Here is a 14,428-nt window from a genome sequence, read left to right on the forward strand (position 1 = left end):
GATTTAGCAGTAGTTTTTGTCTAAGAGATTTTTTCTAGAAGCATAACAGTTTTGAGGAGTGGATAGACAGATAGGGGGAGTTTAGTCATCTGGGCTAGAAAGATCAGTTTATTTCAGGGTTATCACCGAAGCAATTAACTTAAATTTACAGTCTTCAACAGGAAAATTCGTATAGATTGTTACAAAATATTGCCAGTCATGTAATAAAAGCATAAAAATTTGTCTGAAACGCATGGTGGGGCGATGGTGATTTTTAGCTATCTTGACTCAGTTATCGGGTTTGAGTTTGCAGTTCACTGATTACCGGTTACTATTTACCGATTACGGAAAAATCCCCGCAAGTATTAGCGATGCCAGCAGCTTGAGACAATCTCTGTTATGCTTTGGAACTTGCCAAGAGCAAAAGCATATTATTATCGATCGATGCTTCCCTTTTATTAGATGAGTTCGCCGAATTAGAAGGGGTAGTTTTAACTATTGAAGATAAGCTAAGACGAATTTAAACTGGGCATTATTAAGTTAGCTAAAAAGCAGATAACCCTTGCTGTTCCAGTGTTCCAGTATTCTGGTGTTGCCCTATCGATCTAGACTAATTTAGATGCGCGGGCGGCTTATTTTGATTAATGCAGAGGAAATTCGCTATATTGAATTTTGGCAGGATCAAACAGAGGTAACTTAAATGTCGGACAAACAAGAAAGACGATATGATAAATTTAAGCGCGGCTATCAAGCTAAAATTGATCAACCCCCGGGTAAACCGCCCCAGGGTGGTTCTAATGTTAAACCGCCACTAAATCAGGACAAGGAGAAAAATAACCCACTGATTATCTATGCCCCCTTTTACCTGTTCCCTGTTCTAACTGATAACTGATAACTGATAACTGAATATGGCTTATTCTCGCATTAAAAAACTAGCAAATTATCTACGACCCCATTGGCAAATAGTAACTGGTGGGGTAGTTGCTTTGCTTATTGTTAATCTTTTGGGTGTTTATATACCGCTTTTAATCCGGGATAGCATCGATGATTTAAGTAAATCTTTTGACTTCCAAAAAATCATTTACTATGTGATTTTTATTATCGCTTTAGCCTCGATTATGTGGTTTATCCGCATGATATCCAGAGTGTTATTATTCGGGATCGGTCGTCAGGTAGAGTTCGATCTTAAACAAAAAATCTTTCAACATTTATTAACCCTTGAACCTGCCTATTTTTCGCGGCAAACTTCGGGAGATTTAATCAACCGTGCCACTAGCGATGTGGATAATATCCGTCGTCTGGTGGGTTTTGCTTTGCTCAGTTTGGCTAATACTTTTTTTGCCTATGGGTTAACTTTGCCCGTAATGTTAGCGATTCATATTCCCCTTTCAGTCGCCGCCATTTCTGTCTATCCTTTGATGTTAATTGCTGTGCAGTTATTTAGTGGTCGTCTCCAGCGGCAACAGAAAAAAGTACAAGAAAAACTCTCGCATCTGAGCGATTTAATTCAAGAGGATATGAGTGGTATTACTCTGATTAAAATCTATGCCCAAGAAGGTAACGAGCGCCTAGCATTTCAACAAAGAAATCGCGAATTACTACAGGCTAATTTAGATTTAGTCCAGACTCGTAATTTTCTTTTTCCCCTGATTGAAGCTTTAGCCTATGTAAGTTTATTGGCGTTGCTTGCCCTCGGTACTAGACAAATTATAGCGGATAATATCACGATTGGGGACTTTATTGCTCTGTTAATTTTAGCCGAAAGATTAGTTTTTCCTACTGCTTTATTAGGTTTCACTATTACGGCCTACCAACAGGGAGAAGTGAGTATTGATCGCCTAGAAACTATCCTGTTAGCCGAGGCTAAAATTAAAGATAATGCCGATTGTATTCACTTAAAAAATATTCAAGGAAAAATTACCGCCAAAGCCTTGACTTTTTCCTATCCTGATGCTAAGAAACCCGCCTTAAAATCTCTTTCTTTTACCATTAATCCGGGGGAAATGGTAGCGGTAGTCGGTGCGATCAGGTCGGGAAAATCTACCCTTGCTAACGCTATTCCCCGTCTTTTGGATATTGCGGAAGGACAGTTATTTATTGATAATCAAGATGTGACTCAAATTGCTCTTGAAGATCTGCGAAAAGCGATCGCTTATGTTCCCCAAGAAAGTTTTTTATTTAGTACCACCATCGAAGATAATATCCGTTACGGCGATCCGCTGCTGAATTTTCCGGCAGTGAAATCGGCGGTCAAACAAGCGAGAATTCAGGAGGAAATCGAGAATTTCCCGCAAAAATACGGAACTTTAGTGGGAGAACGTGGGATTACTCTTTCTGGGGGTCAACGTCAACGGGTCTCTTTAGCGCGCGCTTTAGCCATCCAAGCACCGATTTTAATCCTTGATGATGCCCTATCTAGCGTCGATAATCAAACGGCCACGGCTATTTTGGAAAATCTCGCCCAAGAAAGCCAAAAAACCGTGATTTTTATCTCCCATCAATTATTGGCCGCTGCCACTGCTGATCGCATTTTTGTCATGGATCGCGGAGAAATTGTCCAGATGGGAACCCACGAGGAGTTAATCGCAATCCCCGGAGTCTATCAAAATCTCTGGCAACGGCAGCAGTTAGAGTCTAAGGTTTTAGATTAGCCGATAAAATAGGGAATCTGCTAGTTATTACCGGTGAAGTTGTGGACTATCTCAATTACTCCTTAAAACTGTTTAAATGCAGTACAGCAGTTATCTTTTAGCGACAATGAACAAGGATCAACTTTTAACCGAACCTTTTTTACAATTACCCACCGAAACATCAATACAAGTGATTTGGTTTACGGAATTTTTTGGCACTGGTCATCAAGTCCGCTACGGGGAAAAACTAGAAAAAATAGCCCCCGCTCGCACTAGCAAATTAACTAGAGTTAGAGAAGATGCCAAATCGAGAACCCTTGAAGCTTATCAATCTTTAAGCGCTCGAGAAATTTGGCGACATCAGGCCGAAATTACTGATTTAAATCACCTGGAAAGGATTCCCTATCAAGTCACCAGTTTTCAGGAAAATAGGGCGATTAGAAGTGATATTTATACCCTTACCCCAAGACCCAAAAAAGGAACTAATCTCAAAATTCTGCTCACTTCCGATCATCAATTAATGCCTATGACTGCCGCTAATTTACAAAAAGTTATTGAAACTATTGGACAGGTAGATGCAGTTTTTTTAGCGGGAGATTTAGTTAATATACCCGATCGAGCTTCCGAATGGTTTGATGATAGTCGCGGTGGGGCATTCTTTCCCTGTTTACAAGGTCGTGCTAATTATACTCTTACCAAGAATGGTATTCAGACTATTTATAAAGGGGGGAAAATTATTCAAAATGCCCCCTTATTTCCTGCTATTGGTAATCATGAAGTTATGGGCAGATTTTCTAATTCCACAGGTTTAAATGAACAGTTTGAAGATGCTATTCCTCAATTTATTTCTAAACAACTAGCAGAGGATACAGCAGCAATTAATGAAAAATGGTTAAAAAATAATTCTTTCAACACAGAAACCTACGAAGAAATTTTTTCTTTGCCTCAAGATAAATATTATTCTCTCACCTTTGGCGATATTCGTTTAGTGGTTTTATATGTTACTAATATCTGGAGAAATCCCAATTTAGAACCCAGTGCAAGGGGAAGATATTACGAAAATCAAAGAGATTTAGATAGACCCGAACGCTGGGGTTATGGTCAGCATATTTTTGAGCCAATTGCCCAGGGTAGTCCTCAATATCAATGGTTAGAAAAAGAGTTAAATAGTCGAGAATTTCAAGAGGCTAAATATAAGGTAGTTATGTTTCATCATCCTCCCCATACCCTAGGAGGAAATATCGTGCCACCCTACACCGATCCCGTGCCGAAAATTGAACGGGATACCACGGGAAAAGTTAGATCAGTACGTTATGATTATCCCCAAGAAAATGATTATATTATTCGTGATCTAATTCCTTTATTAGAATCAGCCAAGGTTAATTTGGTTTTTTATGGTCATTCCCATTTATGGAATCGTTTTCTTAGTCCTAAGGGTATGAATTTTCTCGAATCTTCTAACGTTGGTAATAGTTATGGCGCTCATTTAGGTGATAAAAAACGTCCTGTACCTCTCGATAGAAATTATGCGGTCATCGGTAATCCCAATGGATTACCAGCAATTATCCCAAACATTGCTCCTCTAGTGGATTGGGTTAATCAACCTTTACCCTATATTGCCAGTAATGATGTAACGGTTTTTAGCATTTTAGATACAGAAAAAGGAACCGTGAGCAGTTATCGTTTTGATACTCGTTATCCTGACTCCGAAGTAATTAAATTTGATGAATTTGACCTTTTTAGCGTCAGTGAAGTATAATAAAATTAAAAGATGCTGGTTAAATAGATTCTCTTGGGGTTAATTCTATGACTACTGTTACTAGCAATGATATTCAAGAATTGAAAGACTTACTCTCGGCAATGCGACAGGAAAACCGCGAGCAGATGATTTCCCTGCGACAGGAAAACCGCGAGCAAATGACTTCCCTGCGAGAAGAAACCCGCGAGCAAATAAGTTCCCTGCGAGAAGAAACCCGCGAGCAAATAAGTTCCCTGCGAGAAGAAACCCGCGAGCAAATTGATACGCTAAAGGAAGATAATCGCCAACAAATAGAAACCCTGAGAGAAGAAAATAACAAGCAATTTGTTAACCTACACAAAGAAATCACGGAAGTCAAAATTATCACGTCTAAAATTGAAGTAACAATTCAATCCCAAGCAGTATTAACCCAAAAAATTCCCGATTTAATCGAGAAAGTTGGGGAATTAAAAAACTGGAAACAAATAGCTATTGTCGCTATCACTGCTTTTACCAGTGCCACAATTACTTGGTTTATTCGAGGAGGAAATTTAAAACCTTAAAGTCTAGTATTTTTCTCAATTCCTAATTGGTGCATTTGCAGAATAGTCGGTTTCAGGGTTTCTCCGAAAGCGGTTAAAGAGTATGCAACACAAACGTTAACGAAGGCAGAAGGCAGGGGGCAGGAGGCCGTTTTTGTAACGGAGACCCATACCCCGCTCCAAAAACTTTTCGCCTTTTAAGGCGAGGTTTTAGACCCGATTTTTTCGATAAAGGGCGCAAACCTTACGCCCTTGACAGAATGATTTTAAACCGATTGCTCTAGCAAAATTGTCTGTTTACCCGATGTTAATAATAACTGGGTTTGCTTAATTTCTCCCTTGTGGTTACGCCATTGAATGTCAACGGGTAAAGCGGTATTAGGGTCAATTTTGCCTAAACCAAAGTGTAATACTGGACTTCTCACGCCAGAATGACCATTGCCCCCATCTACCTGCGCCACCAGCTGACTGCCATCAGGTAGAGACACCTTAACCGCTGCGCCAATTGCCGGAGTACCCATTTTCCCCTTTTCTGAAGAGGGATTAGGGGAGATCGCAGGGTTTAAAAGCTCTAATTCCAGAGATTGACCGATATTTGGACTATCATTGCGATAAAAATAAGAGGTTTCCCACTGATTTGCTACTACAAAGTCTAAATCCCCATCTCCATCTACATCGGCGGTGGCAATTCCTCTGGTGACAGAGGGATCATCTAAGCTTAATTGCGATGCCAAATCATAGTAACGTCCATCTTTACCCCGCACAAAAAAGGGATTATGTTGATGACCACTTAAATCGTCTCCATCTTGGAAATGAAACCAACTATTGGGGATTTTCAGGACTTGATCATTACTCATGGCTAACTCATGTAATTCCGGCCAACGATTGATGTCACCCTTACGAAATCCTGTAGCTTGCAACGCTTCTAACTCCCCATCATTATCGAAATCGCCGAATTTTGTTTCCCAACTCCAGCCACTACGAGAGACTCCCAAGGGTTCGCTTTTATCGACATAAGGGGCGATTCCTCGAGACATTTTCTCCGTTTCTCCCGTACTGGTAAAGAGAAAATGACTTTCCTCTAGGGCGTATTCCGAAGCAATATTACTCACATAGATGTCTAAGAGTCCATCATGGTTAATATCCCCGAAATCTACCCCCATTCCCTTAAAGCTATCATGGCCGAGTACCTTAGAATTGGGTGTCGTTAACCCTTTTTGCCCTTCCAGTAAGTCAAATTGGAGATGTCCTCTAGTAGAACGATTATGTAAGAGGCGATCGGGTCCGAAATCATTGGCAAAATAAATCTCTGGCAATAAATCCCCGTCTAAATCGGCTGTTCCGACGGCCAATGTCCAACCATGAGCAATTTTCTCCTCAAAAGCATCTTGGACTTCTTGATAAGTCACTCCAGTGGTAGAGGCATCGGACCACAAGAAAACTCGATTTTTACCGCCATTATAAGCACGGGTCATCGAATCTTGCATTTTTTCGATTTTCTGAGAATTAACATCCAAAATCTCGGCATTATCTTGGAAGTAATTGCCAATGATTAAGTCTGGGTGTCCGTCCCCATCTAAATCCGAGAAGGTTGCCGCATTGGTGTACCATTTTTCCCTTTTTTGGCTGATTTGCTGCTGAAGATAACCTTGATCTTGCTTGATAAAAGCGATCGGTGTTCGTCCCCAATAATACACCAATAAATCCCTGAGTCCATCTTCATTGAGATCACTGGGAATACATCCCATGGGGGCCATGGTTTGATCGTTATAGTCAAAATCGGTGACATTCAGGGTGAAGGGCTGATAACGATTGCCCGTACCTGGAACAGGGGAGATAATCACCTGATTGCTTTGGGTTTCTACATGACAGAGATCATTATCCCAGCCATCTCCATCGAGATCCCCCAGGGCAACTGCCGCCCCAACTGCCGAAATCCAGGCCGAATGACGGCTTAAACTGGGATTTGTCGGTCTTTCTACTTGATAGGGTTGATTTTCTAATTCAGGTAAGGGAAAACGAGTAAAGGCAAAGCGAGAAGCGATCGCATCTCTTTCGGCCATTGATAGGGCAGGGAGACGGGAAACAAAGAATAAGACTAAAATTAGCCCCAATGCCAAGATAGACTTGCTATAGCGTCGGATGAATTTTTCCAAACGATTCATGGTTTCAAAGAAGTAACTACATTCAATCTAAGCTTAAGACAGTTTAGGGGATTAGGTGCGAAAATGACTTTGGATGGCTTGTCGCCATTGTTCATAGGCAGGGATTTGGTCGTGGTAATCTAAGCCGATGAGGGTATCATCAGTGATCTTGGCTGTTTCAGTAATAGCCATTCCACACAAAATTTGACAGGCTATTTCGGTATTTTCCGTACAGTTTTCGGCTAGTAAACGTGCTTTTGCCGCAAAAGCTGCTCCCTGGGCTAATTCTGCCCTATAAGGTTCAGCCAGCTGTTTTAAATGTTGAATTTCTTCGGGAGACACTCCCCCCGCATAAGTGCAAGCCAAGCCGATCCCACTCCATAAATGGGGTTGAAGCAGCGGGTCGAATTTTTGGATCTGATCGGCAATTTCGGGAATATTTGCCCCTTTCACAAACCAAAGACTGCGCCCTAACCCTTGGGCAAAGACAAGACGCGCATAACCCGATAATTCTTGAGGAGACTTTCTCTCTCGGATATACTTAGGCCAGGCAAAGTATCCTTGATGAAATCCATAGCCGTCAAGGGCTAACCACCCTAATAGAGAATCTGGAAAATGTTGGGCAGAATCTGCTAATTTTTGGAGATAAAAGCGCAAAGAAAAAGGAATACGGGCTAATTGCCATCCTTTCCCTACATAGGCCATGTAAATATGCTTTTTCCCCTCGTTTGCTAAAAAATGCTCAAAGCGATCGCGCTTACCCAGGGTTAAACAATCTAGCAAAGATAAAGCCATCGCTGCCCCTTCATAAGCAAATCCTCTCAAATTGAGCGTGACACCTTCAAGAAGAGGAAACAAGTCCGCGAGAGAATGAGCCATAATTGCTGCATTATAGCCATAGATAAAAGTTTGCCCGATCGTTTCCAAATATATCTGTTTTTGAGGCTGAACGGCTAGGCCGCCGCTTTGCGGATCACAGATTAATCCACGCTGATTAAAGGTTGCGGCTTGGGGTGAAAGGAGCAACAATCGTTGTGGAAAACGATTTACCTGCCTAGGAGAAAATTTGTGATCAAAATTGACAGCAGGATGCTCGAAGGGTGTGCCTGAGAAATTAGATGCCATTGTTAAAAAAAGTTGACAAAGTTGACAACCCTTGATGGGAGGCCGAAGATATGACCTCATGTTACCTTAAACAAAGTTTATTTGATGAATCCTTATCCCTGTTAACAACAATGGCTAACTTTCGCCTTCAAAATTCCCATTCTTTAAAATATTGGTTTTGGGGTCTTTTAGGAGCTTTTATGGGATTTAGCTTGGGAACAACCGTTATTATCTTCTATTTTAGACCAGAATCATCCTTAAAAGCTTCCCAGTTATCGATTTCCCCGACGGTTTCTCCTGATACTCCCGAAGCTGTTGCTGCCCTTGGTTATCTTGAACCCCAAGGTGGAATTACTCAAATATCAGCTCCTGCCTTTTTGGAAGGAAGTAGAGTAGATAAAATACTGGTAAAACAGGGAGAAAAAGTTGAAAAAGGCGAAATTATGGCTATTTTAGATAATAATGCCCGTTTGCGAGCAGCCCTGAAACAAGCTCAAGCAAATCTGGGTTTAGCAGAATCTAAACTCGAAAAAGTGAGAGAAGGGGCAAAAAAAGGCGAAATTATGGCTCAAGATTCCCGTATGCGTCAAAGCAAAGCGGAATTAGAGGGACAAATAATGAGGCAAAAAGCAGCGATCTCTAGTTTGGAATCGGAACTTGAAGGGGAAAAACTAGGACAAAAAGCTACCGTTGAAAGAATTAAAGCAGAATTGAATAATTCTCTCACAGATTGTCAACGTTATCAATCTTTATACCGTAATGGTGCAGTTTCTCAAGGGGAAAAAGAGCGATTTTGTTTAGAGGCGACAACTACACAAAAAAGACTCCAAGAAGCTGAGGCTAACTTGCAACGCATTACAACTACTTTAGAACAAAAAATTCAGGAAGCCAGAGCCAATCTACAACGAACTCTTAATACTTTAGAACAACAAATTCAAGAAAACCAAGCTATGCTAAGTGCAGTGACGGAAATTCGTCCTGTTGATCTTCAAATTGCTCAAGATGAAGTAATGACAGCTAAGGCTAATGTAGAACGCGCTCAGGCGGAATTAGAATTATCCTATGTGCGTGCGCCCCATGCAGGAAGAATTTTAAAAATTCATACTTTTCCTGGAGAATTAGTGAAAAATGAAGGAATTTTAGATTTGGGAAACATTCAAAAAATGTATGTTAAAGCAGAAGTGTATGAAACCGATATTAGTCGAGTTAAATTAGGTCAATCTGTAACGATAAAAACCGATAAAATGATCGGAGATTTAGAGGGAACTGTGGAAGAAATAGGTTGGAAAGTGGGACGACAAGATGTTTTAGGAACCGATCCTGTTGTCGATACAGATGCCAGAGTTATCGAGGTAAAAATTAGCTTAGATCATCGCTCTAGTGCTAAAGTTAATCGGTTAACTAACTTAAAGGTTAATGTGATCATTCATCCTAACTAAATAACTCATTCAGAAGATGAATATTCCTACTGCTTGGTTACAATTAGCTCATAAAAGAACTCGTTTAATTGTTGCACTATCTGGTATTATTTTTTCCACTGTGATTATTTTTATGCAGTTGGGAATTCGAGATGCTTTATTTGAGAGTGCTGTTCATTTACATAATAGTTTAGAAGGTGATGCTTTCCTGATTAGTCCTCGTTCTACATCCTTAATTGCTATGGAAAGTTTTAGTGAGCGAAGACTATTACAAACCTTATCCTTTAATGAAGTGGAATTAGTCAGTCCAATCTATGTAGGCTATGCTCAATGGAAAAATCCTGATACAAAAAACTATTGGCGTAATATTTTTGTAATTGGAATTGATTTAAGATATCAAGCATTTAAGGCTGTGGGAATCAAAGAAAATTGGCAAAAATTAAAGCTAAAATATACCACCTTATTTGACCAAAATTCTCGTAGTGAGTTTGGAAATATTGCCGAAGATTTCCAGAAGGGTAAAACTATTATTACCGAGGTGGGAAATTCTGGCAATAATCGAAAAATAGAAGTGGTTGGTCTCTTTGAATTAGGGACATCTTTTGGTTCAGATGGTAACTTATTAATGAGCTACTCTAACTTTTTAAGAATATTTCAGAATCGTTCATCTCGGTTCATTGATATTGGCTTAATTAAGTTTCAACCAGATATTGATCGGCAATCCTTACTCAAAAAGTTAAAGAAATATTTGCCGAAAGATGTCAAAATATTAAGCAAGCAAGAGTTTATTAACTTTGAAAAAAATTATTGGGCAACCAGTACAGCTATTGGTTTTATTTTTAATTTGGGGGTATTTTTAGGATTAGTGGTCGGGATTGTGGTTGTTTATCAAATTCTTTATACCAATGTTGCAGAACACTTAGCAGAATATGCAACTCTAAAAGCAATGGGATATCACAATCGTTATCTTCTGTGGCTCGTCTTTCAGCAAGCTCTGATTATTGCAGTATTGGGTTATATTCCTGGCTTTTTATTAGGGATGATTCAGTATTATTTTACCCAAAAATACACCTTACTTCCCATTGAAATGACCCCTACTAGAGCAATATTCGTCTTTGGCTTAACCTTGCTCATGTCCTTGATTGCTGGAGCCACGGCTATTAATAAGCTCCAATATGCCGATCCTGCCGATATTTTTTAGAGTATGTTTGAAAAGGTTTACGGGTAGTGTGGTCATCTAGGCAAGCTGCCTCAACAGGAGTCGGCTCATACTGGGATAAATGAAAGCTACGGAAGTTTCGGGTTAAGCTCATTTAAACCACTAATTGGCTATAACCAGTCTAGGAGAGTCATTTTTTATCGGTTATTTTTATCTCACATTCCTCGGGTTATCCTTTAGATCGGGATGTGATAGTTCTCTAAAGCTAATTTCAGTTGAGCAGGAATTGGAGTGGGTCTGGTTTCACCATCCTCTCGTCGCATACAGGCTGTTTGTTGTTCCCCTTTTGCTACTAATTCTTCACCTTCATCAGTCACTCGCCAATATTCAAATAACATGGTAATTCGGTTTTGTTTAATCTCTCCTAAACGCATCCGAATAATAACATGATCAAAGGCAAATAATTCGGACAGATACTCACAGGATACTCGAACCGTTACTAAGGCTAATCCTTGGCATAATTCTGTGATAATATCTGGGGCATTATCTTTGAGAAACATTTCTCGACAACGACCTTGCCATTGCACATAATTGGCATAATAAACATTACCGACTAAATTGGTTTCTTGAAAACTGACAATGTGATGATATTCGTAGGCTTTCATCATGATTATTTAGCGATTTTTCGAGATTAACAACGGTTTTAAAAGAACGCTATTGACAATTGGCCAATTTTGTCAGCTGCTTGTCCTCTTATTTGGTCGATTGTTGCTTAACAACTGCGATGGCAAATTCTACTCAAATATGTCTAAACCGCGCTCTGGGTAGGCAACCCATATAAAGTTCATTTTGTCAAGGATTGTTAAGATGCGCTTACCCTGAGGGGCATAAAGTAGGAATTTTAAGATGATCATAGGTTATCCTGATAATGATAAACTAAACACAAGTTTTTTATTTTCTGATTATACCTCATGAATCAACCGTTAACTCGTTTTTCTCAAGAATGGTGGTCTGCCTATCAAACGACATGGAACGAACAAGAAACCTTAAGTAAAAAGTTCGCTAAATTGGGAAAAGTAATTCTTTGGTTTAGTGATCATCAGGGGGTTTCTGTTTGTTCAGAATGGGATGATCAGGGTCAGATTGTTAGTTTAGAACTGATTGAAGAAATGGATGAATCTTTACCGATTTTTTCAGCGACTAGAGAGAATTGGGAACGATTCGTTAATCAAGAAATTGGTGCAGTTAAAGCGGTAATGACAGGGTTAATTGATTATCGAGGATCGATGACGATTATTGTTAAATATGGTCGTCATTTTGATTGTCTAGCAGAAGTAGCTCAAAAAGTCAATTAATTATTTTACCTCCTAATTTCTCAGTAGTGCATTAAATCCTTCTTGTTGAAAATGGCGATCAAAAGTTAAAACATCGGAGATATTTTGTTGTCTCATAATCAACATCGAAGCACAATCTGTTAAGCTATAGCTTTTATCTCGTCTTTGGCGATAAAATAGCAATGCTTCGGTAAATAACTGAGAGGTTTGAGGGATAATTTCTACCGATGAGTCTTGGTGTAATTTATCCACAATATCTAGGGCAGCATCTCTTAAATACCCACCCCTTCCAGATAAGGCATTGAGTAATTCAGTTAACACCATTTCGCTAGTAACAGATAGAAAATCACCTAAATTGTCAGTCATATTCAAAGCCATTTGATGAGCGTTATCTTGATAATCAGCTAATGCTTGAAGATAGAAGGTATCTAAAAAAATCTTTCTCATTCGTCTTCGTAATCCTCGTCTCTGGGCGCGCCATACATATAATGCTCTGCATTGCGAGCAAAATCTTTAGGTAATTTGTTCCACTCTTCAATGGGAACTTTTTCACCAATTTCCACAATGGCTTTCCAAAAGGGTTTGTGGTTAGCGGTTTCTAAGGAAGAAGTATCACTATTTTCGCAGGGGATAGGAGTAGGGTTAGAATTGTCCATTGTTTTTGAAAGATTAGGATATTATTTATTATATAGCAATTAGGCGGGAAAGGCATGGCTGAGGTGACAGCTAATTACGACAAAACATGGAAAGAAGCGATTAGCACTTATTTGGCAGAGTTCTTAAACTTCTTTTATCCCAATATTTATCAAGAAATTGACTGGAATCAAACTCCTATTTCCCTTGATAAAGAATTAGAACAAATTACGGCCGCTGCTAAAACTGAGCAACGCTATGCTGATAAATTATTGAAAGTTTGGTTATTAGATAATCAGGAAATCTGGCTTTTAATTCATATTGAAGTCCAAAGTCAATATGATCTAAAATTCCCTCAACGAATGTTTATTTATAATTATCGAGCCTTTGACTTGTACCATAAACCCGTTATTAGTTTAGCTATTTTAGGGGATGAAAGTAGGTCTTGGCGACCGGATTTTTATCAATATGGGTTAGGGGGAAGTCAAGTGAGAGTCGATTTTTTAATGGTCAAATTATTGGATTATCAATGGGAAGACTTAGAACAAAGTGAGAATATTTGGGCTATAATAGTCATGGCACACCTAAAAACTAAGGCTACGACTAATAATCTCAGGGAGCGTGAACAATGGAAGTGGAACTTAGTCAGAGGTTTATATCAAAGGGGATTAACCAAGTTTGAGATTATCAATCTAGGGAAATTCATTGATAAAATGATGACCTTACCCCCGCAACTTCAACTTAACTTTAAAACAAAACTCAGTCAATACGAGGAGGAAAACAAAATGCCTTTTTTAAGCACCATAGAAGAAATGGCTCTCGAAGAAGGAGCTAAATTAACTAGCCAAAAGTATATTATTTTAGCTTTACAAAGTCGTTTTGGGGAGATTCCTAATTCCCTGATTGAAACGATTAACCAAATTGAGGATGTGTCTGTCTTAGAGGGTCTTTTTGTTCCCAGTATTACTATTAATTCATTGGAGGAATTTCAACATTTAGTTAATGACTCTTTATCATAATATGAGAAGGAGAGCAATCATGCCTTTTTTAAGAACTAGAGACAACTTTTCAGCACAATTAACTAGAAGAATAGGGTAAATACTCATTTACCCCCATTTTCTTAATACTTTCTTTGACTTTGGCTGAAATTTAAACTAATCTCCCCTCATTCATAGGTGGAAAACGATGATAATACATGGCAATCATCATGGGAATTAGAACCATTAAGTTATAGAAAAGATGCAGTTCTAACCGAGGAAACCAAATTTGTCCGATACTAATAGGAACGCGAGAATCCCATAAGTTTTGACCAATAATTGCCTGTCCTAAGAGTAAAGCGTGTTCAAAATGATGATAGAATTGTAATCCTAATGCCAAATCCCACCAAAGACGAGCTTTTCCATGAAAAGAAGGCCGAAAAATAGCTAACCCTAATAACATAAAAAGAGCGTGTCCATAGTGTAGCCATTCCGAGCGCATTAACCAAGGTTTCCAGAGTCCTAATAACCCTAAACATTCCGGTCTCGGCCATCCTAAACCCCACAATTGATAAGCTTGAATAATATGTTCTGAGATGTGGGCAATAGTCACTATCATAAAGATTTGCATCCCCAATTTATGCCAGCGTCCATTCATCGCATAAACGAAAGAACGGATCATATTTGAAATCGGTTGAATAGGGTTTCTTTGGTTGGGAATTTGTCGAACTGTGGTCATGATTTGGTTCTCCTGTGGTTTAAAAAAGGGT

14 protein-coding genes are annotated in these 14,428 nt (G+C 39.2%); 8 read left to right on the forward strand and 6 right to left on the reverse strand.

Going from position 1 to position 14,428, the window contains the following annotated elements; all coding sequences use genetic code 11:
• Positions 1 to 679: 679 nt before the first annotated feature.
• The 4 genes from IM473_RS04365 to IM473_RS04380 all read left to right on the forward strand — a co-directional run bounded on the left by IM473_RS04365 (position 680) and on the right by IM473_RS04380 (position 4,910).
• Positions 680 to 871: a hypothetical protein gene (locus IM473_RS04365; RefSeq protein WP_046660734.1), complete on the forward strand. Its 192-nt coding sequence runs from the start codon at positions 680 to 682 to the stop codon at positions 869 to 871.
• Between the two features lie 16 nt (positions 872 to 887).
• On the forward strand, positions 888 to 2,630 hold the full coding sequence (locus IM473_RS04370; RefSeq protein ID WP_287658797.1) for an ABC transporter ATP-binding protein: 1,743 nt from the start codon (positions 888 to 890) through the stop codon (positions 2,628 to 2,630).
• Positions 2,631 to 2,706: 76 nt separating this feature from the next.
• Entirely contained in the window at positions 2,707 to 4,368 is a 1,662-nt protein-coding gene (locus tag IM473_RS04375) for a metallophosphoesterase family protein (RefSeq protein ID WP_287658798.1), read from the forward strand.
• A 47-nt stretch (positions 4,369 to 4,415) separates the two neighbouring features.
• Positions 4,416 to 4,910 (forward strand): hypothetical protein, encoded by a 495-nt coding sequence (locus IM473_RS04380; protein ID WP_287658799.1) that lies wholly within the window; start codon positions 4,416 to 4,418, stop codon positions 4,908 to 4,910.
• 245 nt (positions 4,911 to 5,155) lie between these two features.
• On the opposite strand, the gene IM473_RS04385 is transcribed toward IM473_RS04380, so the two are convergent.
• Positions 5,156 to 7,054 (reverse strand): CRTAC1 family protein, encoded by a 1,899-nt coding sequence (locus tag IM473_RS04385; protein WP_287658800.1) that lies wholly within the window; start codon positions 7,052 to 7,054, stop codon positions 5,156 to 5,158.
• A 51-nt stretch (positions 7,055 to 7,105) separates the two neighbouring features.
• Positions 7,106 to 8,158 carry a DUF1702 family protein gene (locus tag IM473_RS04390; RefSeq protein ID WP_287658801.1) on the reverse strand — a complete coding sequence of 351 codons (1,053 nt, stop codon included), beginning with the start codon at positions 8,156 to 8,158 and terminating at the stop codon, positions 7,106 to 7,108.
• A 50-nt stretch (positions 8,159 to 8,208) separates the two neighbouring features.
• On the opposite strand from IM473_RS04390, the gene IM473_RS04395 reads away from it, so the two are divergent.
• The gene (locus tag IM473_RS04395) at positions 8,209 to 9,576 is read left to right on the forward strand and encodes an ABC exporter membrane fusion protein (RefSeq protein WP_287658802.1); all 1,368 of its coding nucleotides are present in this window, start codon (positions 8,209 to 8,211) and stop codon (positions 9,574 to 9,576) included.
• Between the two features lie 16 nt (positions 9,577 to 9,592).
• A complete protein-coding gene (devC, locus tag IM473_RS04400) occupies positions 9,593 to 10,756 on the forward strand; it encodes an ABC transporter permease DevC (RefSeq protein WP_287658803.1) in 1,164 nt (387 codons plus the stop codon).
• A 194-nt stretch (positions 10,757 to 10,950) separates the two neighbouring features.
• Here the strand turns inward: devC and IM473_RS04405 are convergent, their stop codons facing one another.
• Entirely contained in the window at positions 10,951 to 11,382 is a 432-nt protein-coding gene (locus IM473_RS04405) for an acyl-CoA thioesterase (protein ID WP_172970477.1), read from the reverse strand.
• Between the two features lie 303 nt (positions 11,383 to 11,685).
• Between IM473_RS04405 and IM473_RS04410 the strand changes: the two genes are divergently transcribed.
• Positions 11,686 to 12,069, forward strand: coding sequence for a hypothetical protein (locus IM473_RS04410; protein ID WP_287658804.1), 384 nt, complete (start codon positions 11,686 to 11,688; stop codon positions 12,067 to 12,069).
• A gap of 12 nt (positions 12,070 to 12,081) precedes the next feature.
• Here the strand turns inward: IM473_RS04410 and IM473_RS04415 are convergent, their stop codons facing one another.
• Both IM473_RS04415 and IM473_RS04420 read right to left on the reverse strand, forming a co-directional pair.
• Positions 12,082 to 12,495, reverse strand: coding sequence for a type II toxin-antitoxin system VapC family toxin (locus tag IM473_RS04415; RefSeq protein WP_287658805.1), 414 nt, complete (start codon positions 12,493 to 12,495; stop codon positions 12,082 to 12,084).
• Complete coding sequence (locus tag IM473_RS04420) at positions 12,492 to 12,704, reverse strand: hypothetical protein (RefSeq protein WP_287658807.1); 213 nt, start codon at positions 12,702 to 12,704, stop codon at positions 12,492 to 12,494. Before IM473_RS04420 ends, IM473_RS04415 begins: the two co-directional genes overlap by 4 nt.
• Before the next feature lie 54 nt (positions 12,705 to 12,758).
• On the opposite strand from IM473_RS04420, the gene IM473_RS04425 reads away from it, so the two are divergent.
• Complete coding sequence (locus IM473_RS04425) at positions 12,759 to 13,700, forward strand: RpnC/YadD family protein (RefSeq protein ID WP_287658808.1); 942 nt, start codon at positions 12,759 to 12,761, stop codon at positions 13,698 to 13,700.
• A gap of 130 nt (positions 13,701 to 13,830) precedes the next feature.
• Here IM473_RS04425 and IM473_RS04430 read toward each other — a convergent pair whose 3' ends face one another.
• Positions 13,831 to 14,397, reverse strand: a complete 567-nt coding sequence (locus IM473_RS04430; protein WP_287658809.1) for a hypothetical protein — start codon at positions 14,395 to 14,397, stop codon at positions 13,831 to 13,833.
• Positions 14,398 to 14,428: the final 31 nt, after the last annotated feature.

Source organism: Microcystis sp. M015S2 (assembly GCF_020245945.1).
GTDB lineage: Bacteria > Cyanobacteriota > Cyanobacteriia > Cyanobacteriales > Microcystaceae > Microcystis.

Excerpts from the sequence above, each read along its gene's own strand:
- IM473_RS04420 (WP_287658807.1), bottom strand. The coding sequence starts at position 12,704 with ATGGACAATTCTAACCCTACTCCTATCCCCTGCGAAAATAGTGATACT.
- IM473_RS04370 (WP_287658797.1), top strand. The coding sequence starts at position 888 with ATGGCTTATTCTCGCATTAAAAAACTAGCAAATTATCTACGACCCCAT.
- IM473_RS04405 (WP_172970477.1), bottom strand. The coding sequence starts at position 11,382 with ATGATGAAAGCCTACGAATATCATCACATTGTCAGTTTTCAAGAAACC.
- IM473_RS04395 (WP_287658802.1), top strand. The coding sequence starts at position 8,209 with ATGACCTCATGTTACCTTAAACAAAGTTTATTTGATGAATCCTTATCC.
- devC (WP_287658803.1), top strand. The coding sequence starts at position 9,593 with ATGAATATTCCTACTGCTTGGTTACAATTAGCTCATAAAAGAACTCGT.
- IM473_RS04410 (WP_287658804.1), top strand. The coding sequence starts at position 11,686 with ATGAATCAACCGTTAACTCGTTTTTCTCAAGAATGGTGGTCTGCCTAT.
- IM473_RS04385 (WP_287658800.1), bottom strand. The coding sequence starts at position 7,054 with ATGAATCGTTTGGAAAAATTCATCCGACGCTATAGCAAGTCTATCTTG.
- IM473_RS04380 (WP_287658799.1), top strand. The coding sequence starts at position 4,416 with ATGACTACTGTTACTAGCAATGATATTCAAGAATTGAAAGACTTACTC.
- IM473_RS04375 (WP_287658798.1), top strand. The coding sequence starts at position 2,707 with ATGCAGTACAGCAGTTATCTTTTAGCGACAATGAACAAGGATCAACTT.
- IM473_RS04390 (WP_287658801.1), bottom strand. The coding sequence starts at position 8,158 with ATGGCATCTAATTTCTCAGGCACACCCTTCGAGCATCCTGCTGTCAAT.
- IM473_RS04430 (WP_287658809.1), bottom strand. The coding sequence starts at position 14,397 with ATGACCACAGTTCGACAAATTCCCAACCAAAGAAACCCTATTCAACCG.
- IM473_RS04365 (WP_046660734.1), top strand. The coding sequence starts at position 680 with ATGTCGGACAAACAAGAAAGACGATATGATAAATTTAAGCGCGGCTAT.
- IM473_RS04415 (WP_287658805.1), bottom strand. The coding sequence starts at position 12,495 with ATGAGAAAGATTTTTTTAGATACCTTCTATCTTCAAGCATTAGCTGAT.
- IM473_RS04425 (WP_287658808.1), top strand. The coding sequence starts at position 12,759 with ATGGCTGAGGTGACAGCTAATTACGACAAAACATGGAAAGAAGCGATT.